This window comes from Pseudoalteromonas sp. T1lg21 (genome assembly GCF_002964625.1).
Classification (GTDB): Bacteria; Pseudomonadota; Gammaproteobacteria; order Enterobacterales; family Alteromonadaceae; genus Pseudoalteromonas; species Pseudoalteromonas gelatinilytica.
Window position 1 is genome coordinate 338,637 of the sequence record NZ_PQBX01000004.1, and the last position, 25,297, is coordinate 363,933.

General features: G+C 41.4%; 19 protein-coding genes and 1 pseudogene. 13 read left to right on the forward strand and 7 right to left on the reverse strand.

Annotated features, from left to right (window positions below):
- Nucleotides 1-163: 163 nt before the first annotated feature.
- The 3 genes from sucC (at nucleotide 164) to argA (ending at nucleotide 3,737) form a co-directional block, all read left to right on the forward strand.
- Nucleotides 164-1,330 carry an ADP-forming succinate--CoA ligase subunit beta gene (gene sucC, locus C2M25_RS04055; RefSeq protein ID WP_063705517.1) on the forward strand — a complete coding sequence of 389 codons (1,167 nt, stop codon included), beginning with the start codon at nucleotides 164-166 and terminating at the stop codon, nucleotides 1,328-1,330.
- Nucleotides 1,330-2,202 (forward strand): succinate--CoA ligase subunit alpha, encoded by an 873-nt coding sequence (sucD, locus tag C2M25_RS04060; protein ID WP_063705515.1) that lies wholly within the window; start codon nucleotides 1,330-1,332, stop codon nucleotides 2,200-2,202. The genes sucC and sucD overlap by 1 nt, the downstream gene beginning before the upstream one ends.
- A gap of 194 nt (nucleotides 2,203-2,396) precedes the next feature.
- The gene (argA, locus tag C2M25_RS04065; protein WP_105174075.1) at nucleotides 2,397-3,737 is read left to right on the forward strand and encodes an amino-acid N-acetyltransferase; all 1,341 of its coding nucleotides are present in this window, start codon (nucleotides 2,397-2,399) and stop codon (nucleotides 3,735-3,737) included.
- A gap of 41 nt (nucleotides 3,738-3,778) precedes the next feature.
- Here argA and C2M25_RS04070 read toward each other — a convergent pair whose 3' ends face one another.
- Entirely contained in the window at nucleotides 3,779-4,849 is a 1,071-nt protein-coding gene (locus C2M25_RS04070) for a DUF3083 family protein (RefSeq protein ID WP_105180462.1), read from the reverse strand.
- Nucleotides 4,850-5,077: 228 nt separating this feature from the next.
- Here C2M25_RS04070 and glnS point away from each other — a divergent pair, with 228 nt between their 5' ends.
- Nucleotides 5,078-6,745, forward strand: coding sequence for a glutamine--tRNA ligase (gene glnS / locus C2M25_RS04075; protein ID WP_105180463.1), 1,668 nt, complete (start codon nucleotides 5,078-5,080; stop codon nucleotides 6,743-6,745).
- 247 nt (nucleotides 6,746-6,992) lie between these two features.
- On the opposite strand, the gene C2M25_RS04080 is transcribed toward glnS, so the two are convergent.
- On the reverse strand, nucleotides 6,993-9,377 hold the full coding sequence (locus C2M25_RS04080; protein WP_105180536.1) for a TonB-dependent receptor: 2,385 nt from the start codon (nucleotides 9,375-9,377) through the stop codon (nucleotides 6,993-6,995).
- A gap of 154 nt (nucleotides 9,378-9,531) precedes the next feature.
- Here C2M25_RS04080 and C2M25_RS04085 point away from each other — a divergent pair, with 154 nt between their 5' ends.
- On the forward strand, nucleotides 9,532-10,059 hold the full coding sequence (locus tag C2M25_RS04085) for a YaeQ family protein (RefSeq protein ID WP_105180464.1): 528 nt from the start codon (nucleotides 9,532-9,534) through the stop codon (nucleotides 10,057-10,059).
- Here C2M25_RS04085 and yfaE read toward each other — a convergent pair.
- The 5 genes from yfaE to ubiG form a co-directional block, all read right to left on the reverse strand.
- Nucleotides 10,056-10,328 (reverse strand): class I ribonucleotide reductase maintenance protein YfaE, encoded by a 273-nt coding sequence (yfaE, locus tag C2M25_RS04090; RefSeq protein WP_063705504.1) that lies wholly within the window; start codon nucleotides 10,326-10,328, stop codon nucleotides 10,056-10,058. The genes C2M25_RS04085 and yfaE overlap by 4 nt on opposite strands.
- Nucleotides 10,328-11,458: a class Ia ribonucleoside-diphosphate reductase subunit beta gene (gene nrdB / locus C2M25_RS04095; RefSeq protein WP_063705502.1), complete on the reverse strand. Its 1,131-nt coding sequence runs from the start codon at nucleotides 11,456-11,458 to the stop codon at nucleotides 10,328-10,330. Before nrdB ends, yfaE begins: the two co-directional genes overlap by 1 nt.
- A gap of 70 nt (nucleotides 11,459-11,528) precedes the next feature.
- Complete coding sequence (gene nrdA, locus C2M25_RS04100; protein WP_063705499.1) at nucleotides 11,529-13,814, reverse strand: class 1a ribonucleoside-diphosphate reductase subunit alpha; 2,286 nt, start codon at nucleotides 13,812-13,814, stop codon at nucleotides 11,529-11,531.
- A 390-nt stretch (nucleotides 13,815-14,204) separates the two neighbouring features.
- A complete protein-coding gene (locus C2M25_RS04105; protein ID WP_105180465.1) occupies nucleotides 14,205-14,879 on the reverse strand; it encodes an HAD family hydrolase in 675 nt (224 codons plus the stop codon).
- Nucleotides 14,879-15,589, reverse strand: a complete 711-nt coding sequence (gene ubiG, locus C2M25_RS04110) for a bifunctional 2-polyprenyl-6-hydroxyphenol methylase/3-demethylubiquinol 3-O-methyltransferase UbiG (RefSeq protein WP_105174078.1) — start codon at nucleotides 15,587-15,589, stop codon at nucleotides 14,879-14,881. Before ubiG ends, C2M25_RS04105 begins: the two co-directional genes overlap by 1 nt.
- A 176-nt stretch (nucleotides 15,590-15,765) precedes the next feature.
- Here ubiG and gyrA point away from each other — a divergent pair, with 176 nt between their 5' ends.
- From gyrA to lapB, 8 genes and pseudogenes are all read left to right on the forward strand, one after another.
- A complete protein-coding gene (gene gyrA, locus C2M25_RS04115) occupies nucleotides 15,766-18,462 on the forward strand; it encodes a DNA topoisomerase (ATP-hydrolyzing) subunit A (protein ID WP_063705490.1) in 2,697 nt (898 codons plus the stop codon).
- Nucleotides 18,463-18,531: 69 nt separating this feature from the next.
- Nucleotides 18,532-19,620, forward strand: a complete 1,089-nt coding sequence (gene serC / locus C2M25_RS04120; protein WP_105180466.1) for a 3-phosphoserine/phosphohydroxythreonine transaminase — start codon at nucleotides 18,532-18,534, stop codon at nucleotides 19,618-19,620.
- A gap of 2 nt (nucleotides 19,621-19,622) precedes the next feature.
- Nucleotides 19,623-20,903: a 3-phosphoshikimate 1-carboxyvinyltransferase gene (gene aroA / locus C2M25_RS04125; RefSeq protein WP_105180467.1), complete on the forward strand. Its 1,281-nt coding sequence runs from the start codon at nucleotides 19,623-19,625 to the stop codon at nucleotides 20,901-20,903.
- A 104-nt stretch (nucleotides 20,904-21,007) separates the two neighbouring features.
- A pseudogene (cmk, locus tag C2M25_RS04130) lies at nucleotides 21,008-21,709 on the forward strand ((d)CMP kinase); the annotation flags it as partial.
- 103 nt (nucleotides 21,710-21,812) lie between these two features.
- Nucleotides 21,813-23,480: a 30S ribosomal protein S1 gene (gene rpsA / locus C2M25_RS04135; protein WP_063705479.1), complete on the forward strand. Its 1,668-nt coding sequence runs from the start codon at nucleotides 21,813-21,815 to the stop codon at nucleotides 23,478-23,480.
- Between the two features lie 65 nt (nucleotides 23,481-23,545).
- Complete coding sequence (gene ihfB / locus C2M25_RS04140) at nucleotides 23,546-23,833, forward strand: integration host factor subunit beta (RefSeq protein WP_036968575.1); 288 nt, start codon at nucleotides 23,546-23,548, stop codon at nucleotides 23,831-23,833.
- 20 nt (nucleotides 23,834-23,853) lie between these two features.
- Nucleotides 23,854-24,135 (forward strand): lipopolysaccharide assembly protein LapA domain-containing protein, encoded by a 282-nt coding sequence (locus C2M25_RS04145; protein ID WP_105180469.1) that lies wholly within the window; start codon nucleotides 23,854-23,856, stop codon nucleotides 24,133-24,135.
- Nucleotides 24,136-24,137: 2 nt separating this feature from the next.
- Nucleotides 24,138-25,274: a lipopolysaccharide assembly protein LapB gene (lapB, locus tag C2M25_RS04150; protein ID WP_058585078.1), complete on the forward strand. Its 1,137-nt coding sequence runs from the start codon at nucleotides 24,138-24,140 to the stop codon at nucleotides 25,272-25,274.
- Nucleotides 25,275-25,297 lie beyond the last annotated feature (23 nt).

Here is a 25,297-nt window from a genome sequence, read left to right on the forward strand (position 1 = left end):
AAACTAAGCTGTGAACCTCGTTCACAGCTTTTTTTTTGCGCCTTTGGTCTAACTGGGGTTTTCATGTGGAGCCTTGGGATTTATACTAAGTGCGCAATTTGGGATAGCTGGCTATTTGCATAAATATTCAGCTCTTTTAGTATAAAAAATTGGATAAAGCATCATGAATTTGCATGAGTATCAGGCAAAACAACTTTTTGCCGAATATGGTTTACCAGTTTCTCAAGGTTTCGCTTGCGATACACCTGAAGAAGCTGCAGCAGCTGCTGAGAAAATCGGCGGTGATATGTGGGTTGTTAAAACACAGGTTCACGCAGGTGGCCGTGGTAAAGCTGGCGGTGTTAAGCTAGTTAAAACAATCGACGAAGTTAAAGAGTTCGCTGCGAACTGGTTAGGTAAAAACTTAGTTACTTACCAAACAGACGAAAATGGTCAGCCAGTAGCTAAAATCCTTGTTGAAAGCTGCACTGACATCGCTAACGAATTATACCTTGGCGCTGTAGTAGATCGTGCTTCTCGTAAAGTTGTTTTCATGGCATCTACTGAAGGTGGTGTTGAAATCGAGCAAGTTGCAGAAGAAACTCCAGAATTAATTCACAAAGCTGAGATCGATCCACTAGTTGGTCCTCAAGCTTACCAAGCTCGTGAATTAGGTTTCAAACTAGGTTTAAACCCTACTCAAATGAAACAGTTCGTTAAGATCTTCATGGGTCTTGCAAACATGTTCAACGATTTCGATTTCGCATTATTAGAAATCAACCCGCTAGTAATCACAGACGAAGGTAACCTTCACTGTCTAGACGGTAAAATCGGTGTAGATGGTAACGCGCTTTACCGTCAACCTAAAATCCGTGAAATGCACGATCCTTCACAAGAAGACGCGCGTGAAGCTCACGCTGCAAGCTTCGAGCTTAACTACGTTGCACTAGACGGTAACGTTGGTTGTATGGTTAACGGTGCAGGCCTAGCGATGGGTACAATGGACATCGTAAACCTACACGGTGGTAAGCCAGCTAACTTCCTAGATGTTGGTGGTGGTGCTACTAAAGAGCGTGTATCTGAAGCATTCAAGATCATCCTATCTGACGACAACGTTAAAGCTGTTTTAGTTAACATCTTTGGTGGTATCGTACGTTGTGACATGATCGCTGAAGGTATCATTGGCGCAGTTAAAGAAGTAGGCGTAAACGTTCCTGTAGTAGTACGTTTAGAAGGTACTAACGCTGAACTAGGTCGTGAAGTACTTGCTAAGTCTGACCTTAACATCATCGCTGCTGAATCACTAACAGACGCAGCTGAGAAAGTTGTTGCTGCTGCGGAGGGCAAATAATGTCTGTATTAATCAATAAAGATACAAAGGTTATCTGTCAAGGTTTCACAGGTGGTCAAGGTACTTTCCACTCTGAGCAAGCGCTTGAGTACGGTACACAAATGGTTGGTGGTGTAAGCCCAGGTAAAGGCGGTCAAACGCACCTTGGTCTTCCAGTATTCAACACAGTACGTGACGCTGTTGAAGCAACTGGCGCAACTGCATCAGTTATCTACGTACCAGCTCCTTTCTGTAAAGATGCAATCTTAGAAGCTATCGATGCTGGCATCGAGCTAATCGTTTGTATCACTGAAGGTATCCCAACACTAGACATGGTTGACGTTAAAGTTAAGCTTGAAGAAACTGGTGTTCGTATGATCGGTCCTAACTGCCCAGGTGTTATCACTCCGGGTGAAACTAAGATCGGTATCATGCCTGGTCACATCCACAAGCCTGGTAAAGTAGGTATCGTATCACGTTCTGGTACTTTAACTTACGAAGCGGTTAAGCAAACTACTGACGCTGGTTTCGGCCAATCAACATGTGTTGGTATCGGTGGTGACCCAATCCCTGGTACTAACTTCATCGACGTTTTAGAAATGTTCGAAAAAGACGAGCAAACTGAAGCTATCGTTATGATCGGTGAAATCGGTGGTACTGCAGAAGAAGAAGCTGCAGAATACATCAAGCACAACGTGACTAAACCTGTTGTTTCTTACATTGCGGGTGTTACTGCACCTCCAGGTAAGCGTATGGGTCACGCAGGTGCAATCATCGCAGGCGGTAAAGGTACTGCTGATGAGAAATTTGCTGCATTAGAAGCTGCTGGCGTAAAAACTGTACGTTCACTAGCTGATATCGGTGCTGCACTTAAAGAGAAAACAGGCTGGTAATCAGTTCTGAACTCTTAAAAAAGGCTCGCTTATGCGGGCCTTTTTTGTATCTATCACTTTCTTATAACCCGCACGAAAAATCCGCCTACAAATTAAGAATAATAATGCTTTATTTGTGAATATAAATTCTCTACACTTGTGGCTTGTATAGTTGTTTTTATTAAAACATTCGACTTTAATAAGGTAAATATTACGTGCGTACCACAGAATTGGTAGATGGATTTCGCCAGTCAACCCCTTATGTAAATGCTCACAGAGGCAAAACATTCGTTGTCATGCTTGGTGGTGAGGCGATTGACCAGTCTGGTTGTCGCAGTATCATCAATGATATTGCGCTTTTAACGAGTCTTGGTATTAAGATTGTTTTAGTGTTTGGTGCTCGCCCACAGTTTAATGCCGCGCTTGAGCAAGTTGGCATAACTAGTCAGTTTCACAATGAGATACGAGTGACCGATAACGAAACGTTTGATGTAATAAAAAAAGTTGCCGGTGCAATGCAATTTGACATCACAGCACGCTTATCGACATCTTTGAGTAGTACACCAATGTCAGGTTCATTCTTAAATGTTGTCAGCGGTAATTTTGTTATTGCCCAACCCTTAGGTGTTGATGAAGGTGTCGATTACCATCACTCAGGAAGAGTCAGACGCATTGACGTTGCAGGTATTCGCCATCAGCTAAATAACAACGGTATCGTGTTACTCGGTCCGATTGCAGCATCAGTGACCGGTGAAAGCTTTAACTTAACAGCAGAAGAAATTGCCACGCAAGTAGCGTTAAAACTGCGTGCCGATAAGATGCTAGGCTTTTGTCAAGAAGCCGGTATTTTGGATGAAAACGGCGAAGCAATCGCTGAGCTTATGCCAAATGAAGCAGAGCATGTATTAGCAAATTATCGCAATCAACCAGATTCATGTTTAAGTGCAACCGTATTCTTACAAGCGGCGATTGATGCGTGTCGTGGTGGTGTACATCGCTGTCACTTAGTGAGTTACAAAGAAGACGGTGCTTTGTTACAAGAGCTTTTCTCATTAGATGGCATTGGTACGCAAATCGCTCCGCAAAGCTCTGAGCAATTACGAAGTGCAAGTATCTCTGATATCACGGGGATTATTAACCTTATCAGACCACTTGAAGAGCAGGGCTATTTAGTGCGTCGTTCGCGTGAGCAACTTGAAATTGAAATTGAGCAATTTACTGTAATTGAGCGTGATGGCGTTATCATTGCCTGTGCTGCGCTATATCCGTTTGCTGATGAACAAGTGGGAGAATTTGCGAGTTTGGCTGTGCATCCACAATATCGAGATGCCGATCGTGGCAGTTTTCTTCTGCGATTTATCATCAACAAGGCTAAACGTGCGGGTTACTCACATTTATTTGCCTTAACGACACGTAGCATCCACTGGTTTTTAGAGCAGAGTTTTGAATTGGTAACAGTCGATGAGTTGCCAGCTAAGAAAAAAGCGCTTTATAACTATGAGCGGCGTTCTAAGGTACTGCGTTTAGACCTTACTAAGTTAAGTAAAAACCGTTAATAAAAAGGTGACGCAAGCGCGTCACCTCTCATCGTAATTCATTAATATTGATAATTTATGTGCTGATAAAAACGCACACGTAAATCTTGGCGAGTCGGATTAAACGCCAGTTCATCGGTTACTTCATTTATGGCACTTTGCACTTGATTCATAAACTTACCATAACCAATGTCATGCTTGTCTTTATCGGCTGCGGCAATCACAAAATGTAGAGAATCAACAAGTTGATTTGCATCCCAATAATGTTGTAATTGCACTTGCTCTGAGCTGCAATCAAAGGTTAGCTTTTGCAGTTCACTGTTACTTTGTGCGTTATCAATATTGCTATTACGAACAATAGGGCGGGTACCATTAGCGATAAAAGCACCAAGGGTTAGCGCTCGTTTTTCGCAAGCTCGTTTAAATGCATCAAAGATGTATTGATAAAACAGCGTGTAATTCTCTTCATTCAACATATGTTGAAATTGCGTTTTAATGGCACGTGTAACAGGAATTGAAAAACCTGCATAGGTCATTTCGCTGTGCTGTGTAGGTAAATGACATTGGCGAGACTGGTAGCGTGGGTATAAGCTACGTAATTTATAGCCATAGCTTTCTTTGTGACCTTTTGCTTTGGCAAATAAATCATAAGTTAGATGTTGATGATCGCGAATTTTAAGCGGTGGTTGGCCGCTTAATAGTTTTTCTTGTAATGAGTTAATCACTCTTTGCACATTATGATGAAAACTTGCTGCATGTGCACGAATATCTTCACCGGTTGCTAAGAATAATAAACGTATTTTTTTGCATCTAACTTCACCATCGGCAAATACGTTATGTGCTTCATGGTATTGCGGATTGTAGAAAAATAAAATCTGCTTAGCGGTTTCTAAACTGTATGCTTCATCATGGTAACGAACCACAGGTAGTTTATCGTTTGCGATTAAATGTACGTTATGCAATTCATACTCATCACATAGCGCAAATAATTCCCTTGCAAGACGCTTATAAGCGCAGCTTACATTAGTAAACTGGGCAAAAAACTCATCAGTAGGTTTAAATTCAACTAACACATACTGGTTTGCACGTGCTGAGCTTGGAATATAGACTCGGTGTTGATTGAGCGAAGCCATCTTTTTTCCTTATTGGTAATGAAACTGACGGCACTATATCGCTAGTCAATGATCATTTTATTGCGTTAGAACAATTTTTTTACCGATTTTGTCGAGTCTGTGAACTATGTATTCAAGAATCGACTTATTATCTTCAATAAACATGGTTCAACTACTGTATGTTAGGGTTTGTTTTTGTAATAATGCAGTAGTTTTGTCACCATGCAATATTCAGAGGATTATGCTCCTATGGCGGAAATTGAGAATCGCCCAAGTAACTTTATTAGAACGCGTATCGATGAAGATCTCGCAAGCGGTAAGCATGCGACTACGCACACGCGTTTTCCACCAGAACCAAACGGTTTCTTACACATTGGTCATGCAAAGTCGATTTGCTTAAACTTTGGTATTGCCAAAGATTATCAAGGTCTTTGTAATTTACGTTTTGATGATACTAACCCAGAAAAAGAAGACATCAATTACGTAAACTCAATTAAAGAAGATGTGCAGTGGTTAGGTTTCCAGTGGGATGGTGAAATCAAATATTCATCTAACTATTTCGATGCGTTATACGGCTATGCTGTTGAGCTAATCGAAAAAGGCCTTGCGTATGTGTGTTTCTTGTCACCAGAGCAAGCACGTGAATATCGTGGAACATTAAAAGAGCCAGGTAAAAACAGCCCTTACCGTGATACACCGATTGAAGAAAACTTAGCGCTTTTTGAAAAAATGCGTAATGGTGAATTCAAAGAAGGCGAGTGTGTACTGCGTGCAAAAATCGATATGGCTAGCTCGTTTATCGTTTTACGTGACCCGATTTTATACCGTGTACGTTTTGCACATCATCACCAAACGGGTGACAAGTGGTGCATCTACCCAATGTATGACTTCACGCACTGTATCTCTGATGCGTTAGAAGGTATCACACATTCATTATGTACTCTTGAGTTCCAAGATAACCGTCGTTTATACGATTGGGTATTAGATAACATCAGCCTTGAATGTCATCCTCAACAAATCGAGTTTTCACGTTTAAACCTTGAATACACGATTATGTCTAAGCGTAAATTAAACGACTTAGTGGTTAATGGTCATGTTGAAGGCTGGGACGATCCGCGTATGCCAACGATTGCTGGTCTGCGTCGTCGCGGTTATACACCTGCATCAGTACGTGAATTCTGTTCTCGCATCGGTATAACCAAGCAAGAAAACATGGTTGAAATGGGTATGCTTGAAGCGTGTATCCGTGAAGATCTTAATGAGCATGCACCGCGTGCAATGGCTGTTCTTGATCCGGTGAAGATTGTTATCGAAAACTATGATGCAGATAAAGTAGAAATTTTATCTGTAGCAAACCACCCGAATAAAGAAGAAATGGGTCGCCGTGATGTGCCTTTCACTCGTGAACTGTATATCGAGCGTGAAGATTTCCGTGAAGAAGCAAACAACAAGTTCAAACGTTTAGTACTTGATAAAGAAGTACGTTTACGTGGTGCTTATGTAATTAAAGCTGAGCGCGTTGAAAAAGACGAAAACGGTGAAATCACGACTATTTTCTGCTCATACGATCCAGAAACACTGGGTAAAAACCCGAGCGATGGTCGTAAAGTTAAAGGTGTTATTCACTGGGTTTCAGCGAGTGAGTCAATTACTGCAGAAGTTCGTTTATACGACCGCTTATTCAACGTACCAAACCCAGCTGCTGCTGAAGACTTCAATGCAACGTTAAACCCTGAATCACTTGTGGTTCTTGCTAACGCGAAACTTGAACCGTCACTTGTTAATGCACAAGCAGAGCAGGGCTTCCAGTTTGAACGTATGGGTTACTTCTGTCGTGATAACAAAGCCGACTCATTAGTATTCAATCAAACTGTGGGTCTTCGTGATTCATGGGCGAAGATTGAACAAAAGGGCTAATACCAATCCGCAATAATACTTAATCATTTTGAGGGATTAAACCTGTCGCTAACGGCGTTAAAAATTTCTGATTTAGAACAACTAAATAACGAAATTTTTGCCTTGTTATCAACGAGGTTTCATTGCCTCAAAATAGACTACTTAATTAAGCGAATTGGTATAATAGCAATCTATTAAGTTTCTAAGCTTAATAAAAAACCCTTTCACTTTTAAAGTGAAAGGGTTTTTTTATAACCATTAAAAGCGATTAGAAATAACCGCGAATACCCAAGCTGAAGTTACGACCAGGTAATGGTGCTTTTTCTTTAATAAATGAACTGTGTACGAAACCTAATTCATCGGTTAAGTTGTCAACATTAATATAAAGCTGTGTATCAACAGGGCCTAAATCAAGTTGGTAGTTAGCTGATGCATCAAACAATGTGTAACCATCTGTTTTTGTTTCATACGCAGTGATGTCAGATTGCTCAAAGTAATGAGTGCCTGTTAGGCTAAATTGCCAATCCGCTACTGTGTACTGTAATTCTGAGCCTAGTTTATTAGCTGGAATACGCGGTAAGTAACCTTCATCATCTTTTAGCTTAGCGGTTGTTGAATCGCCAAATACTTTTACTAAGGCACTTGGTGTGACTTGATAGTGCACATCAAATTCAATACCGTATAGTTTTGCGTCTTTACTAGTAAACTGATAAACCGCCATCGCATCTTCTTCAGCATCAGCTTGACTGGTTAAGCCATTATCTTCATCAAAGGCTAAGCCCGTATTCTGCTGGTAATAGTAGTTTTCAATATCGTTATAGAAAAAGTTAACGGTATAACCAAAGTCACCAATAAAACGACGGAAACTTAAATCAAAGTTGGTTGATGTTTCTTGTTTGATATCTTCAGGTTCGAAATGAATTTCACCGTCTTCGATATGATAGCCAAGACCCAGTTCATAAGTGCCTGTTGCAATATGAACACCATTTGATAGTAATTCAGCACTTAGCGGCGCACGCTCAGAACGAGATACACTTAAAGCAACACTTTGGCCTTCTTGATACTGCCAAATTGCGCCTGCAGATAAGCTAAGGTTAGTGAAATCTTCACTGTAGTTAATGATTTCTGCTTCTTCTTCATCGTGATCTTCTTCTTCATGATCATGATGATGTTCAGCCATGCTAACAGCAGAGTCGATTTGGTAATCTTCAAGACGTGCACCTAATTCAACGGTAACATCACCAAATTGACGCTCTTCAAGCATGAATAATGCATTTGATTTTGTCACACTTGCAGGTGTAAAGGCTTCTTCACCATCTGCATCATAGTCAGATTCAGTGTAGTGATAACCCGCCATACCGTGCCAAAGACCTAATTTATGCTCAACAGTGGCACGTGCTTCTGTGGTTTTGTTTGAAAACACAGTACCAACAGCACCATCTTCAATTTCAGCATGTTTATAGTCAGTGTAACCAACACGTAATGAGATATTTTCAATCCAATTATCATGCAGCGCATAGCTCATGTAACCTTGCCAACGATCTTGCTCTAATTGTGCAAAAACAGACTCTTCATGTTCTTCTTCATCATGATCAGCCGCTTCTTCTTCATGATGGTGGTGTTCATGTGCTGGAATACCATAGTCAGTTTCGATACGACCATAAGATACACCTAAGGTCAGGTGTTCACCCACATAGCTGGTACCGAAGTTTACATTTTGGCTATCGATAAAGGTGTTTTCAACACTGTTAGCTGTTTCGTGCTCTTCATGATCTTCACCTTCATGTTCATCGTGCTCCTCAGGAAGCTCGAATGTTGGTGTTTTGTAGTCATGGCCTTTACGCTTAGTACCATCAAAATGGAAGTTGAAGCCATCGTTACCGGTTTCAAGTTTTGCAGCATAGGTGTTGGTATTTGATACTGTATCGTGAGTGTACTGAGCAGCACCGGTTAAAGTGTCAATGTTATCGGTAGGAATACGGTTATCAACTACGTTAACCACACCACCAATTGCGCCAGAGCCATAAAGTAGGGTAGCTGGGCCGCGAAGTACTTCGATTTGCTCAGCTGCTAAGCTGTCGTTCGATGTTGCGTGATCTGGACCAATACGAGATGCATCGCTGCTATCAAGACCATTTTGCGTAATTTTAACACGTGGACCATCTAAGCCACGAATAATCGGGCTCGAAGATACTGGGCCAAAGTAACTGGCATTAACGCCTGGTAATCCTTTAAGTGTTTCGCCTAGAGTTGGTTTTGCCTTATCTTTTAGTTCATCACCGGCTAAAACATTCACTGGTGAAATCATTTCAAGGCTATTTTTATGAAGTGCAGAGGCATAAACAACCACAGTCTCAACTGAGGTTGGGGTAAGTGTAACAACCAGGTTTTGATTTTCACCGTTGATAGCAACGCGTTTATCAATGTAATTGTCTTTACTAATGTGCAGCTGGCCTTTGTTGTCTACATCAATTTTAAATTGACCTTGTGTATCGGTGACAACAGATTGCGATTTACCATGTACGTGTATTTCGGCATTACTGATAGGTTGTTGGTTTTTATCTAATACTTGACCTGTGATCACAGCAGCCATTGTTGATTGGGAAAACAGCGCAGCGGCAACAGCACTAGAAAGAATTGAAAGTTGCTTCATCATTACTACTTCTAAGTTTGTTGTTGAGTGTTGTGATATAATATAACACCGCAATTTTTTAACTGCAATAACGTTATACTATAACTTTACCTTATGTCGCGATTTTAACACCATACACTATACTTAGACTGTTACAGTGAGATGGCCAACTCTTATGTCTGATAAAAATAGGGTGTTTAAAGCAAATTTTACGATTGCTGATTTAAGAGCACATCGTAATCACAAAGAAGTGTTTACTACGGCCTGTGGTCGTCGTGAAAGCTATCAGCATTTTGTACTTAAACTATTAAGTTATTGCTTATTTTCTCATAATGAATCGGCCATTTTGAATACAAGCCATAGCCATTCTGAGCCTGATGTGTCAATAAAAGCGTTGGATGATCATTATCAAACCTGGCTAGCTGTTGACCAACCAGATATTGTGCAGCTCAATAAAATAGCGAAACGCGTGGATGAATTATGGGTTGTTACGACGCTAAACCATGAATGGTTACAAGAGTATGAGCATCAACTAGAGCTAATAAATAATAGCCATTTAATTGCTTTTGATGACAACTTTATTGAGCAATTGGCGAGTCATTTAACGAAGAACTTACAGTGGGATGTAACCATAGATCAACAAACAGTGAGTGTGTCAGACAAAGAAAACTTCTACCAAACAAATCAACTTGTGTGGCATTAAAGTTCTATTTTCACCTTACCATTGGGTTTACTACAGCACAGTAACACTTCGCCTGTTCGAACAAACGCAAGTGGCTCTTGATTGTAGCTTACATCACCTTCAACTAATTTTGCACGGCATGCGCCACAATAACCTTCACGGCATTGGTAGGGGACATCTATTTTGTGTTGTTCTAGGCATTCAAGGAGAGATGAACAGCCAGAATCAAAATCAAGATCCTGGCTGTCTGTTCCTGCAAGGATAACCTGTGCAGTGGTATTCGCGCTCATTACAGGTCGAAGTCACCAAAATCTGATGCATCAACTTGTGAATCAATTTGGCCAACTAGGTAAGAGCTGATTTCAGCTTCTTGCGGCGCAACCTGAACATTGTCAGATACTAACCATGAGTTGATCCAAGGAATAGGGTTACTCTTACTTTCAAATTGAGCTGGCAAACCTACCGCAGTCATACGTGCATTTGTAATGTATTCAACGTATTGACATAGGATATCTTTGTTAAGACCGATCATTGAACCATCTTTAAATAGATACTCAGCCCAATCTTTTTCTTGTTCAGCGGCCTCTTTAAACATCTGGATCGCTTCTTCACGGCATTGTGCAGCAACGATTGCCATTTCTGGGTCGTCTTTACCTTCTTGCATGATGTTTAAGATGTGTTGCGTACCAGATAAGTGCAATGCTTCATCACGCGCGATTAGCTTGATGATTTTTGCATTACCTTCCATTAATTCACGTTCTGCGAACGCAAATGAACAAGCAAAACTAACGTAGAAGCGAATCGCTTCAAGAATGTTAACCGACATCATCGCAAGGTAAAGTTGCTTTTTAAGATCAAAAAGGTTGACCTTAACTTCTTCACCGTTGATCACATGTTTACCTTCACCGTACAGGTTGTAAACAGAAATCATGTTGATTAAGTCATCGTAGTATTTAGTCACGGCATCCGCACGCTCACTGATTTTCTCGTTACTTACGATGTCATCAAAGATAAGCTCTGGCGATTGCGTCACGTTACGAATAATGTGCGTGTATGAACGGCTGTGAATGGTTTCACTGAATGCCCATGTTTCTATCCATGTTTCAAGTTCAGGAATAGACACAATTGGTAGTAACGCAACGTTAGGCGAGCGACCTTGTACACTATCAAGTAATGTTTGATATTTTAAGTTACTTAAAAAGATGTGTTTTTCGTGCTCTGGTAACGCTTGGAAGTCAAGACGGTCTTTACTTACGTCAACCTCTTCAGGGCGCCAAAAGAACGATAATTGTTTTTCAATTAGCTTCTCGAAGATAGGGTACTTTTGTTGGTCGTAACGTGACACGTTTACCGTTTGGCCGAAAAACATCGGTTCTTGTAATTGGTTATTATGATTTCGGCTAAAAGTTGTATATGACATAGTGATTACTCAAAAAACAGTCAGGACAAAGCGGGCTAATGAGCCCGCTTTTGTTATGTTATTAATTTAATTAGATTTTACAAGCGCCGCCTGCACAACCATCATCTTCCACCTCTGGTGTTAGCTCATCTTGAGCATCCGATGCACCGTCACGCGTGTTGTGATAGTACAGGGTTTTAACACCAAGTTTGTAAGCAGTCAGTAGGTCTTTTAATAGCACCTTCATAGGTACTTTACCGCCTTCGTACTTAGATGGATCATAGTTCGTGTTAGCAGAAATCGTTTGGTCAACGAACTTTTGCATAATACCAACAAGTTGTAGGTAACCATCGTTTGAAGGAATATCCCACAGTAGCTCGTAGTTATCTTTCAGATTTTCATAATCTGGCACTACTTGCTTTAAGATACCATCTTTACTTGCTTTAACGCTGATATGACCACGTGGTGGCTCAATACCATTTGTTGCGTTAGAGATTTGTGATGATGTCTCTGAAGGCATAAGGGCAGATAGCGTTGAGTTACGCATACCGTGCTCTTGAATGCTTGCACGTAATGAATCCCAATCTAAGTGAAGTGGTTCATTACAGAACTGATCTAGGTCACGTTTGTAAGTATCTGTTGGCATAATGCCTTGAGAATACGTTGTCTCGTTAAATTTAGGACACGCACCGCGCTCTTTTGCTAACTCATTTGATGCTTTCATTAGATAATATTGAATTGCTTCAAATGTTTTGTGAGTTAGTGCGTTTGCGCTGCCATCTGAGTAACGCTTACCATTCTTCGCTAAGTAGTAAGCAAAGTTGATTACACCGATACCTAGCGTACGACGACCCATTGTTGCGTTTTTAGCTGCAGGAACAGGGTAATCTTGGAAATCAAGTAAGTTATCAAGGGCACGAACAGCAAGTTCAGCAAGCTCTTCTAATTCATCTAATGACTCAATAGCACCTAAGTTAAACGCTGAAAGCGTACATAGTGCAATTTCACCTTCTTCATCCATTACATTGCTTAGCGGCTTAGTCGGTAATGCAATCTCTAAACATAAGTTAGATTGACGAATTGGCGCCACAGTCGAGATGAACGGGCTGTGCGTATTACAGTGGTCAACGTTTTGTAAGTAGATACGACCTGTGCTCGCACGCTCTTGTGCGAACATTGAGAATAACTCAATCGCTTTAATACGCTTTTTACGAATAGACTCATCTTGTTCGTACTTAACATATAGCTCATCAAATTTGGCTTGATCTTCAAAGAACGCATCGTATAACCCCGGTACATCTGACGGGCTAAATAATGTGATGTAATCGTCTTTGATTAAACGGCTATACATTAATTTGTTGAACTGTACACCGTAGTCAAGGTGACGAACACGGTTGTCTTCAACACCACGGTTATTCTTAAGCACAAGTAAGTTTTCAACTTCTAAGTGCCATAGTGGGTAGAATAGGGTTGCTGCGCCGCCACGTACACCACCTTGAGAACAGCTTTTAACTGCTGTTTGGAAGTGTTTATAAAACGGGATACAGCCAGTGTGGTACGCTTCGCCGTTACGAATTGGGCTACCTAGCGCACGAATGCGACCGGCATTAATACCAATACCTGCACGTTGTGAAACATACTTAACAATCGCAGACGATGTTGCATTGATAGAATCTAGGCTATCACCACATTCAATTAATACACATGAACTGAACTGACGTGTTGGCGTACGTACACCTGCCATAATTGGTGTTGGTAATGAAATCTTGAATGTCGATACTGCATCGTAAAAACGCTTGATGTAATCAAGACGTGTCTCTTTTGGATAATCAGAGAATAAGCTTGCAGCCACTAAGATATATAAAAACTGTGCACTTTCGTAAATTTCGCCAGTAACACGGTTTTGAACTAAATACTTACCTTCAAGTTGCTTAACAGCAGCGTAGCTGAAGTTTAAGTCACGGTTGTGATCGATGTAAGCATCTAACTCGTCAATTTCTTGCTCGGTATAATCAACTAATAGGTGTTGATCATAACGCTTGTCTTCAACTAATTTCGTGATGTGATCGTATAAGCGTGGTGGCTCAAATTGGCCATATGCTTTTTTACGTAAATGGAATACAGCTAAGCGAGCAGCAAGGTACTGGTAATCAGGCGTATCTTTAGAGATCTGATCAGCTGCAGCTTTGATGATAGTTTCATGAATGTCGTCGGTGCGAATGCCGTCATAAAATTGAATATGAGATTTTAATTCAACTTGTGAGACAGACACATTATCAAGACCTTCTGCGGCCCAAGCGATCACGCGATGGATCTTATCTAGATCAAGTGACTCTTTACGGCCGTCACGTTTGCTTACAGATAGCTGTTGGTTCATAGTTTTGCCTGTATTCCTTGGGAAATTATAGTTGTAAAGACAAAGGTATTCTTTATGTAATTATTATTATTAAACACCAGAGAACTAATTGAATAACATTTAGCCACAATATCTGGTGTTGTTTAAATTGCAGATCACAAGATAGTGTGGTCTGCGCTGTTTTGCAAGGGATAGAATTGCCCCATTTTGTGGATAACTATTGGATAAACGCTTTGTGTTAGTAACCATTAACCTTTGAACATTCATAGACGACGAAATTTGTAGAAATCAACAAAAGATCCAGAAAATTTACCGTAATTAAAAATAAATTTTGACTGTTTTTTTTATCATCAAAGAATGTTCAAAAGTAAATCAGATCACAATATATGGTGTTTTAGATATTAAATAACACTATATATGGTTAAAGCCATCAATTGGCGAGTGCCAATTAAAATCCGCTTGCCAGCCAAGCGCAGCGTCGACACTGGGTATGTAACCCCATAACGCCGTGGCGCTGTACATATTCGCAGCCTTTGCCGCTTGAATATCACGCTCAGCATCACCGATATATAAACAACGGCTCGGATCAACCTCTAAGATTTCAGCGGTATGGAGAAGTGGATCCGGCGATGGTTTTGCCACAGCTAATGTATCACCACTGACAACAGCCTGGGCATTACTTAATGACGGGATTGCTTGCACTAAAGGTTCAGTTAAAAAGCCGGGCTTATTGGTCATAATGCCCCACTTAATATTGTTTTGCTCAAGTGCAATTAAAAGCTGTTCTATGCCATTGAAACATTTACTGTGTACAGCAATATCTTCGGCGTAGTAGTCAAGAAGCTGCTGGCGCAAGGCGAGCTGTTCAAGTTCAGGCCATTTATCACCAAAGCCCACTTCTAATAATGCATTTGCACCGTTAGAAGCAGCAGGGCGATAAACATGCTCAGCAACAGGCGCCACATTGGCGTCTGCTAACACTCGGTTTAATGCACCACCTAAGTCATCCGCGGTATCGAGTAGTGTGCCATCCAAATCAAAGATAAAAGCATCAAAATCGATAGAGGGTGCTTGCACACCACTCATCAGGCTAGTTTCTCAAAGTGGAGGATGTAATTAACACTTACATCATCATTTAAGCTGTATTGCTTTGAAAATGGGTTGTAGTTAAGGCCAGTACTGGCTCTTACTTTTAGACCCGCTTCTTCAGCCCACGCAATAAGTTGTGCAGGTTTGATAAACTTTTTGTGGTCATGGGTACCTTCAGGCACCATTTTTAATAGCTTTTCAGCACCTACGATGGCAAACAAATAAGCTTTTGGTGTTTTATTTAGTGTTGAGAAAAACACATCGGCGCCCGGTTTAGCAAGCTCAGCGACAGCGCGGATAATAGAAGCTGGATCTGGAACATGCTCAAGCATTTCCATACAGGTCACAACATCAAAGCGAGCAGGGTGCTCAGCAGCAAACTGTTCTGCAGGTACCTTTATATAGTCAACAGGCACGCCTGTTTCTAAACTATGTAATTTAGCAACGGTTAAAGGCTCTTGGCCCATATCGATGCCGGTTACTTTTGCGCCCATACGCGCCATACTTTCACTTAAAATGCCGCCACCACAGCCAACATCTAAAGTTTCCTTATCAAATAAGCCGCCCACTTTATCAGCGACAAAATCCAAACGCAGAGGATTTATTTCATGAAGGGGTTTGAACTCTCCGTCGCGGTCCCACCAACGTTCAGCGATGGCTTCAAACTTTGCAATTTCTGCATTATCTACATTTTGATGCTCGGTCATAAAAAACTTCCTCGTTAATCTGAGGCCATTATATAGGGGGAAATTAATAAATCGCAAAGATTTAGCGCCTGTAAATCTAAATAAATTGTGATAGCATGGTCTGGAAATAATAACTAAAGCTCTTAAGACGGCGGTTTGCCTCTTAATGAGTCAATACTGAAGGAATGTGAAATCAAATGACTGATCTCGCCAATGAAATTCTGCCAGTCAATATTGAAGATGAATTAAAAAATTCCTACTTAGATTATGCAATGAGTGTAATCGTAGGACGTGCATTGCCAGACGTACGTGACGGCTTAAAGCCAGTTCACCGCCGCGTTTTATTCGCAATGAACGAACTCAATAATGATTGGAATAAACCTTACAAGAAATCAGCACGTGTTGTTGGTGATGTAATCGGTAAATACCACCCACATGGCGACAGCGCGGTATATGACACCATCGTTCGTATGGCGCAGCCTTTCTCATTACGCTATATGCTTGTTGACGGCCAAGGTAACTTTGGTTCTGTTGACGGTGACTCTGCGGCAGCAATGCGTTATACGGAAGTCCGTATGGCGAAAATGTCACATGAATTATTAGCTGACTTAGAAAAAGAAACGGTTGATTACGTACCTAACTACGATGGTACTGAGCAAATTCCTGACGTATTACCTACAAAAGTACCTAACTTATTAGTGAACGGTTCTTCAGGTATCGCGGTTGGTATGGCAACAAACATTCCGCCTCATAACTTAACAGAAGTTATCAATGGCTGTTTAGCGCTTATTCAAAACCCTGATATGTCAATTGCTGACCTTATTGAATATATCCCAGGTCCGGATTTCCCGACTGCGGCGATTATCAATGGTAAAAAAGGCATTGAGCAAGCGTACCTTACAGGTCGTGGTAAGGTATATATCCGTGCTCGTGCTGAAATCGAAGTTGACGAAAAAACCGGTCGTGAAACAATCATCGTTCACGAAATCCCTTATCAAGTTAACAAAGCACGCCTTATCGAAAAGATCGCAGAGCTTGTTAAAGATAAGAAGATTGAAGGTATTAGCGCACTACGTGACGAATCAGATAAAGACGGTATGCGTATCGTTATCGAAATCAAACGTGGTGATGTTGGTGAAGTAATCTTAAACAACCTATATGCACAAACTCAGTTACAAACTGTGTTTGGTATGAACATGGTTGCACTTGATAATAACCAACCTAAGTGTTTCAACTTAAAAGAAATGCTTGAAGCGTTTATCATTCACCGCCGCGAAGTGGTAACACGTCGTACAGTATTTGATTTACGTAAAGCCCGTGACCGCGCTCATACGCTTGAAGGTTTAGCAATTGCCCTTGCGAATATCGACCCAATTATCGAACTTATTCGTAAGTCACCAACACCAGCAGAAGCAAAAGCTGCATTAACAGCACGTTCTTGGGAACTAGGTACTGTTAAAGCAATGCTTGAAAAAGCAGGTGAAGATAACGTAGCACGTCCTGATTGGTTAGCCGCTGATTTAGGTATCCGTGACGGTCAGTACTATTTATCTGAGCAACAAGCACAAGCTATTCTAGACCTACGTTTACACAAATTAACGGGTCTTGAGCACGAGAAGATCTTAGACGAGTACCAAACACTTCTAGATCTAATTGCTGAGCTTTTACACATTCTTTCAAGCCCAGAGCGTCTAATGGAAGTTATCCGCGACGAGCTAGTAGAAATCAAAGAGCAATATGGTGACGAACGTCGTACTGAAATCAGTGCAGCTGCTCACGATATTAGCCTTGAAGACCTAATCAATGAAGAAGACGTTGTTGTAACGCTTTCTCACGAAGGTTACGTTAAGTATCAACCATTAACTGACTACGAAGCACAGCGTCGTGGTGGTAAAGGTAAATCAGCAACGAAGATGAAAGATGAAGACTTCATCGAACGTCTATTAGTTGCCAATACTCACGATACAATTCTGTGCTTCTCAACGGCAGGTCGTTTATATTGGTTGAAAGTATATCAATTACCATTAGCAAGCCGTGCAGCGCGTGGTAAGCCAATTGTTAACTTATTACCACTTGAAGCTGATGAGCGTATCACTGCTATCTTACCAGTACGCGAGTACGAAGAAGATAAATACATCTTCATGGCAACGGCATTTGGTACAGTTAAGAAAACACCGCTTACAGCATACAGCCGTCAACGTGCGAGCGGTATCATCGCTGTTAACCTAAATGAAGGCGATAGCCTAATTGGTGTTGATATCACTGATGGCACGAATGAAATCATGCTATTCACTGATGCTGGTAAAGTTGTTCGCTTTAAAGAAGCAGAAGAATCAGAAGTTGTTGATGAAAACGGTAACCCAGTTCTAGATGAAAATGGTAACCCAGAAATCCGCTTCAAAGGTGTACGTCCAATGGGCCGTACAGCAACAGGTGTTCGTGGTATTAAGATGGCTGACGACCAACGCGTTGTGTCGTTAATCGTACCTAAGTCAGATGGCGCAATCTTAACTGTGACAGAAAACGGTTATGGTAAGCGTACTGCACTTGAAGATTACCCATCGAAGAGCCGTGCAACACAAGGTGTTGTATCAATCAAAGTAAGCGAGCGTAATGGCGCTGTGGTTGGTGCAGTACAAGTTGACGAAAACGACGAAATCATGATCATCTCTAATCGCGGTACACTTGTTCGTACGCGTGTAAACGAGGTTTCTACGGTTGGTCGTAATACTCAGGGCGTTATTTTGATACGAACTATTGACGAAGAGCAAGTAGTTGGTTTACAACGTATCGAAGAAATCGAAGTTGATGAGCTAGAAGCCATCGAAGGCGAGGCCGTTGAAGTAGTCGATACAAATACTGAAGAAACGGGTGATAACCCACCTTCAGAATAACATTGATTTAAAAAGCGGCTTCGGCCGCTTTTTTTATCCGCACTATAATTACTGGAATGAGGCAAAGTAATGACTAAATATAATTTTTGTGCAGGACCGGCAATGTTACCGCCGGCAGTTATGCAAAAAGCACAAAAAGAGTTTATTGATTGGCAAGGTTTAGGTGTTTCTGTGATGGAAATCAGCCATCGCAGCAGTGACTTTTTAGCACTAACCGCCAAATGTGAAGCAAGCTTACGCCGCTTAATGAATATTAGCGATGAGTTTGAAGTGTTATTTATGCACGGTGGTGGCCGTGGTCAATTTAGTGCGGTTCCTTTGAACCTTCATCTTGATGGTAAGCCTGCTGTGTACTGTGAAAACGGTGTATGGTCTAAAGGTGCCACTGAAGAAGCTGCAAAATTCACGACTGTTCAAAGCATTAATGTACGTGATGATGAACAGCAAAATGGCCAGTTTTCTATAAAACCAGCGAGTAGCTGGGAATTACCTGCGGATGCGTCATACATTCACTATTGCCCGAATGAAACTGTCGACGGCATAGAAATTTTTGAAGTACCTAAACACCCATCTGCACCGATTGTGGCTGATATGTCATCGACTATTTTATCGCGCGAGTTTGACGTAAATCAGTTCGACTTAATTTACGCGGGTGCACAAAAGAATATCGGCCCGTCTGGTTTATCGATTGTTATTGTTCGTAAAACGCTCCTTGAGCGTGAAGGTCTTGCAAAGCCGGGCATTCTTGATTACGCCTTAGAAGCAAAACAAGGCAGCATGTATAACACACCACCGACATTTGCGTGGTACTTAGCTGCTGAAGTGTTCGAATGGCTTGAAGCAAACGGTGGCGTTAAAGCGATGGAAGAGCAAAACATCGCAAAAGCAGAACTACTTTATAACTTTATTGATAGTTCAGCGTTTTATAGCAATAAAGTTGCTAAACATTGCCGTTCACGTATGAACGTGCCGTTTTGGCTAAATGATGAATCACTGAATGATAAATTCATTAGTGAATCAAAAGAAGCTGGCCTATTAGCCCTTGAAGGCCACCGCATTGTGGGTGGCATGCGCGCGAGTATCTACAATGCGATGCCGCTTGAAGGTGTTCAAGCGTTGGTTGATTTTATGGATAAATTCGCCAAGGAGAACAGCTAATTATGGAACAGCTTCGTCTTGAACCTATCTCTAAAGTAAATGGCAGTGTGACACTACCTGGCTCAAAAAGCTTATCAAACCGTATCTTGTTACTAGCCGCACTGGCAGAGGGTACAACGGTTGTTGAAAACCTACTAGACAGTGATGATATTCGCCACATGCTAGGTGCGTTAAAACTGCTAGGTGTGAATGTTACGCTAAATGAAGACAAAACAGTGGCAACTGTAGAAGGTGTTGCTGGTCAATTCAAAACGCCAAGTGAGCCACTGTTCTTAGGTAATGCTGGTACGGCTTATCGTCCTCTTACAGCGGTGTTAGCGGCGGTAGAAGGCGAATACCAGCTAGTGGGTGAGCCACGTATGGAAGAGCGCCCAATCGGCCATTTGGTTGATGCTCTGCAAGCACTTGGCGGTGATGTTGAATACCTTAAACATAAAGACTATCCACCACTGGCCATTAAAGGCGGCAAAATCAATGGTGGACAAGTTGAAATTGATGGCAGTATTTCAAGTCAGTTCTTAACTGCACTATTAATGGCAGCGCCATTATTTAATGGTGACACAGAAATTACCATTAAAGGCACGCTGGTATCAAAGCCTTACATTGATATTACCCTTGATGTAATGCAGCGTTTTGGTGTGACAGTAAGCCATGATAACTACCAAACATTTTACGTTAAAGGCTGTCAGCAGTACCAAGCACTTGAGCGTATTATGGTTGAAGGCGATGCTTCAAGTGCCTCTTATTTTGTTGCGGCGGCTGCAATAGCGGGCGGCGAAATAGAAATTAATGGAGTAGGTGCGGCATCAGTTCAAGGTGACATTGGTTTTGCCAAAGTGATGGAGCAAGTTGGCGCTAAAATTGATTGGTACGATGAAAAGCTGGTGGTTCGTAAAGGCGAGCTGAACGCAGTGGATATTGATGCTAATGCAATTCCTGATGCGGCAATGACGCTGGCCACTGTTGCGTTATTCGCAAAAGGTAAAACAGCAATTCGTAACATTTATAACTGGCGCGTAAAAGAAACAGATCGCTTGTATGCCATGGCGACTGAGCTTCGCAAAGTCGGTGCAGAGGTTGTTGAAGGGGAAGATTTCATCGAAATTACACCACCTGAGACATTCAACGATGTCGCGATTGACACCTATAACGATCACCGCATTGCCATGTGTTTTGCAATGGTTGCCGTTGGCGGAAAGCCAATAACCATTAACGATCCTAAGTGTACATACAAAACTTTTCCAACGTTTTTCAAAGTACTAGAGTCTGTCTCAAGTCAATAAAACAGAAGAAAATATAAAAAGTTACATTCTAAATGCGGATCTATTTCAAGAACTGGCGTATAATGTCGCGGTTTTATTTTGGTGTGCATTGCAGGAGGTTATAAATGCAGGCGTTATCAATGCCCGTAATCACCATCGATGGCCCAAGTGGTTCAGGTAAAGGAACTGTTTGTCGCTTGTTAGCCGAGAAATTAGGTTGGGATGTATTAGACAGCGGTGCGATTTATCGTGTGCTGTCACTTGCAGCGCTTCATCATCAAATTGAATTAGATAATGAAGATGCGCTAGTGCCGCTAGCTGCAAACTTAGATGTACAGTTTTTGGTCGATAGCCAAACACACACATCTAAAATTGTCTTGGAAGGCGAAGACGTCACAACCACAATTCGTAATGAAGAAGTCGGTGCTGCGGCATCTAAAATTGCTGCATTACCACGGGTGAGAGAAGCATTATTACGTCGTCAACGTGCGTTTCGTACTGAGAGCGGCCTAATTGCCGATGGTCGTGATATGGGCACGGTTGTGTTCCCAGATGCACCATTAAAGATTTATTTAACCGCAACGGCTGAAGAGCGTGCTCGTCGTCGCTTTGCTGAGTTGAACGAACGCGGTCTTGATGTTACACTAAGTGGTCTACTAGAGGACATAAAAGCTCGCGATCACCGTGATATGACACGTGAAGTTGCGCCGCTTGTTCCTGCAGAAGACGCCATTGAAATCGATACTAGCGAGTTCAATGCATTGCAAGTGTTTGATAAAGTTGTAACTTTAATCGACGAAGCCGTACTTGCAGGTAAGCTTCCAAAAGCTAAAAGTAATTTATTAAGGTGCCGGCAGGAAGCCAGTGCTATTTTAACAACCCCATGCAGCATGGTTGCTAATTGGTTATTTAATTATTTAGAGACGTATAATGTCAGAAAATTTTGCGCAGTTATTTGAAGAAAGCCTAAAGGGTTTTGAAGCAGAGCAAGGCTCTATCGTTAAAGGTACAGTTATCTCAATCGAGAACAACATCGTACTTGTTGATGCTGGTCTTAAATCTGAGAGTGCAATCCCTGCTGAGCAATTCAAAAATGCTGCTGGTGAACTAGAAGTTGCTGTTGGCGACGAAGTAGATGTAGCTTTAGACGCAATCGAAGACGGTTTCGGTGAAACTATCCTTTCTCGTGAGAAAGCGAAGCGTCATGAAGCGTGGATCCGCTTAGAAAAAGCATGTGAAGAGCAAGAGACTGTTACTGGTGTTATCAACGGTAAAGTTAAAGGCGGTTTCACTGTTGAAGTTGATTCAATCCGTGCATTCTTACCTGGTTCACTTGTTGATGTTCGTCCAGTACGTGACACAACTCACCTTGAAGGTAAAGAGCTTGAGTTCAAAGTAATCAAGCTTGACCAAAAACGTAACAACGTTGTTGTTTCTCGCCGTGCAGTTATCGAATCAGAAAACTCACAAGAGCGTGAAGAGCTTCTTGCTAACCTTGTTGAAGGTCAAGAAGTTAAAGGTATCGTTAAGAACCTTACTGACTACGGTGCGTTCGTTGACCTTGGTGGTGTTGACGGTCTACTACACATCACAGACATGGCGTGGAAGCGTGTTAAGCACCCTTCAGAAATCGTTAATGTTGGCGACGAAATCGCAGTTAAAGTTCTTAAATTCGACAAAGATAAAACTCGTGTATCTCTAGGTCTTAAACAACTTGGCGAAGATCCATGGGCAGCTATCGCTGGTCGTTACCCAGAAGGTTCTAAGCTTTCTGGTCGTGTAACTAACCTTACTGACTACGGTTGTTTCGTTGAAATCGAAGAAGGCGTAGAAGGTCTAGTACACGTTTCTGAAATGGATTGGACTAACAAGAACATCCACCCTTCAAAAGTTGTTTCACTAGGTGACACTGTTGAAGTTATGGTTCTTGAAATCGACGAAGAGCGTCGTCGTATTTCTCTTGGTCTTAAGCAATGTATTGCTAACCCATGGCAAGAATTTGCTCGTCTACAAAACAAAGGCGACCAAGTTACTGGTAAGATCAAATCAATCACTGACTTCGGTATCTTCATCGGTCTTGAAGGCGGTATTGACGGTCTTGTTCACCTTTCAGACATTTCTTGGAACACGCCAGGCGAAGAAGCTGTACGTGAATTCAAGAAAGGCGACGAAATCACTGCTATCGTATTACAAGTTGACCCAGAGCGTGAGCGTATCTCTCTAGGCGTTAAACAAATCGAAGCTGACCCATTCAATAACTACCTGGACGCAAACAAAAAAGGTGCTATTGTTAAAGGTAAAGTGACTGAAGTTGATGCGAAAGGCGCAACTGTTGAGCTAATCGAAGGCGTTGAAGGTTACATCCGTGTAGCTGATATCGCTCAAGAGCGCGTTGAAGATGCTACTACTGTAGTTTCTGTAGGCGACGAAATCGAAGCGAAATACGTTGGTGTTGATCGTAAGAACCGCACTTTAAGCTTATCTGTTAAAGCTCTTTTCGAAGCAGAAGAGAAAGAAGTACTAGAGAAGCTTAAGAAAGAAGAGCCAGCGTTCGAAAACGCTATGGCTGCAGCATTCAAAAATGCTCAAAAAGACTAATATCTAGTCTTTTAAAATTGGAAGGGCAGTTTTGCCCTTCCTTTACCACTCTTTAAGGAAACGCTATGACTAAGTCAGAATTGATAGAACAACTTGCCGAGCAACACGCACACATCCCTGTGAAAGATGTTGAAAATGCCGTTAAAGAAATTCTTGAACAAATGGCCGGCTCATTATCTAGCTCAGATCGCATCGAGATCCGTGGCTTTGGAAGTTTCTCATTGCATTATCGTTCTCCTCGCACAGGTCGTAATCCAAAGACTGGCGAAACAGTTGAGTTAGACGGTAAGCACGTACCACATTTTAAACCAGGTAAAGAATTACGTGACCGCGTAAATGCGAGTATTGCCTAGTTTTATACAGGAGTAGTTACTTGTTTAGGGTATTAAAAATCGTATTGATTGCGCTGTGTTTATTAATTGCGTTTGTACTTGGTTCACAGAATCCACAATTGGTGCAAATCAATTATTTAATCGCGAGTAATACATTGCCCCTAGCTGTTGTAATAAGTATCTGCTTTATTTTAGGTGTCGCAATTGGTTGTTTTATAAGCTTTACACTGTTTTCTCAGTTAAAGTGGCAAAATTATCGTTTAAAAAAGAAATTAGCGCCTGAAAAAAACAATAAAAAGCTTGTTGCTAATAAAGACACCTAATCATGATTGAGCTTCTGTTTTTACTTTTACCCGTTGCAGCCGGTTACGGTTGGATAATGGGTAAAAACAGCGCTAAAAACCAAGCTCATCAGCTTAATCGCCAAATTACCTCTGAATATTCTAAAGGCCTTAAATTTCTCTTAGACAGAGAAGAAGACCAAGGCTTAGAGCACCTTATTAATCTACTCGAAGTTGCCGCTGATTCAGTTGAACACTATTCAACGCTTGCAACTATGTTCCGCCGCCGTGGCGAACTTGACCGCGCCATTAAAATTCATGAGCTGCTATTAAAGCACCCAAGTCTTGATGAGCAACAAGCTGCAACCAGCCGCTTAGAACTTGCTGAAGATTACATTATGGCAGGCTTGTTAGATGGTGCAGAAGAGCATTTAGTATGGCTTGTTAAGGCAGGCTATAAAGAAGCGTTAGAGCCTATTATTAATCTTTATTCACAAACCCGTGAATGGGAAAAGGGCATTAACATGTACGAGGCCCACAGTGAGTTGTTCACTAAACCTCAGCATGTAAAAGCGATTGCCAATTTTTACTGTGAAGCAGCCTTACAAGATAACGATACGCAAATTATGCGTAAAGCCATTAGCTTAAACCACAAAGCTATTCGCCCGTTGTATGAGCTTGGCCACAGTGCTTTCACTAAAGAAGATTATGTAAAAGCAATTTACTATTGGCGTGAGCTGATTAGCCAATTCACGTTTTTTGCGCCGGTATTTATTGAAGAATTAGCGCTCAGTTATCAAAAGCTTAATTTAACGCATCAGTTTTACGAATTACTGAATGAACTGCTCGATAAAGGTGGTGTATTAATAAAAATAAAACACTGCCAAGCTTTACTTGAGCAAGGCCATATCGAGCAAGCAATCAAATTTTTAACGGATAGTTTAAAGCGTCATCCGACTATTCGTGGCTTTAGCTTTTTATTACAGCTACTTGCTAAACAAAACAACGATATTAAAGATGTACTCGATCAAATTGATAAGCTAGTTACGTCTTATATCGCAACCAAACCTGATTTTCAGTGCCAACACTGTGGCTTTACCAGTCATACCATTTATTGGGTATGTCCATCTTGTAAGCACTGGGAAACAATTGTTCCAAGCCGTGGCATAGACGGTTTTTAATTCATATTAGTCCATTAGTTTTT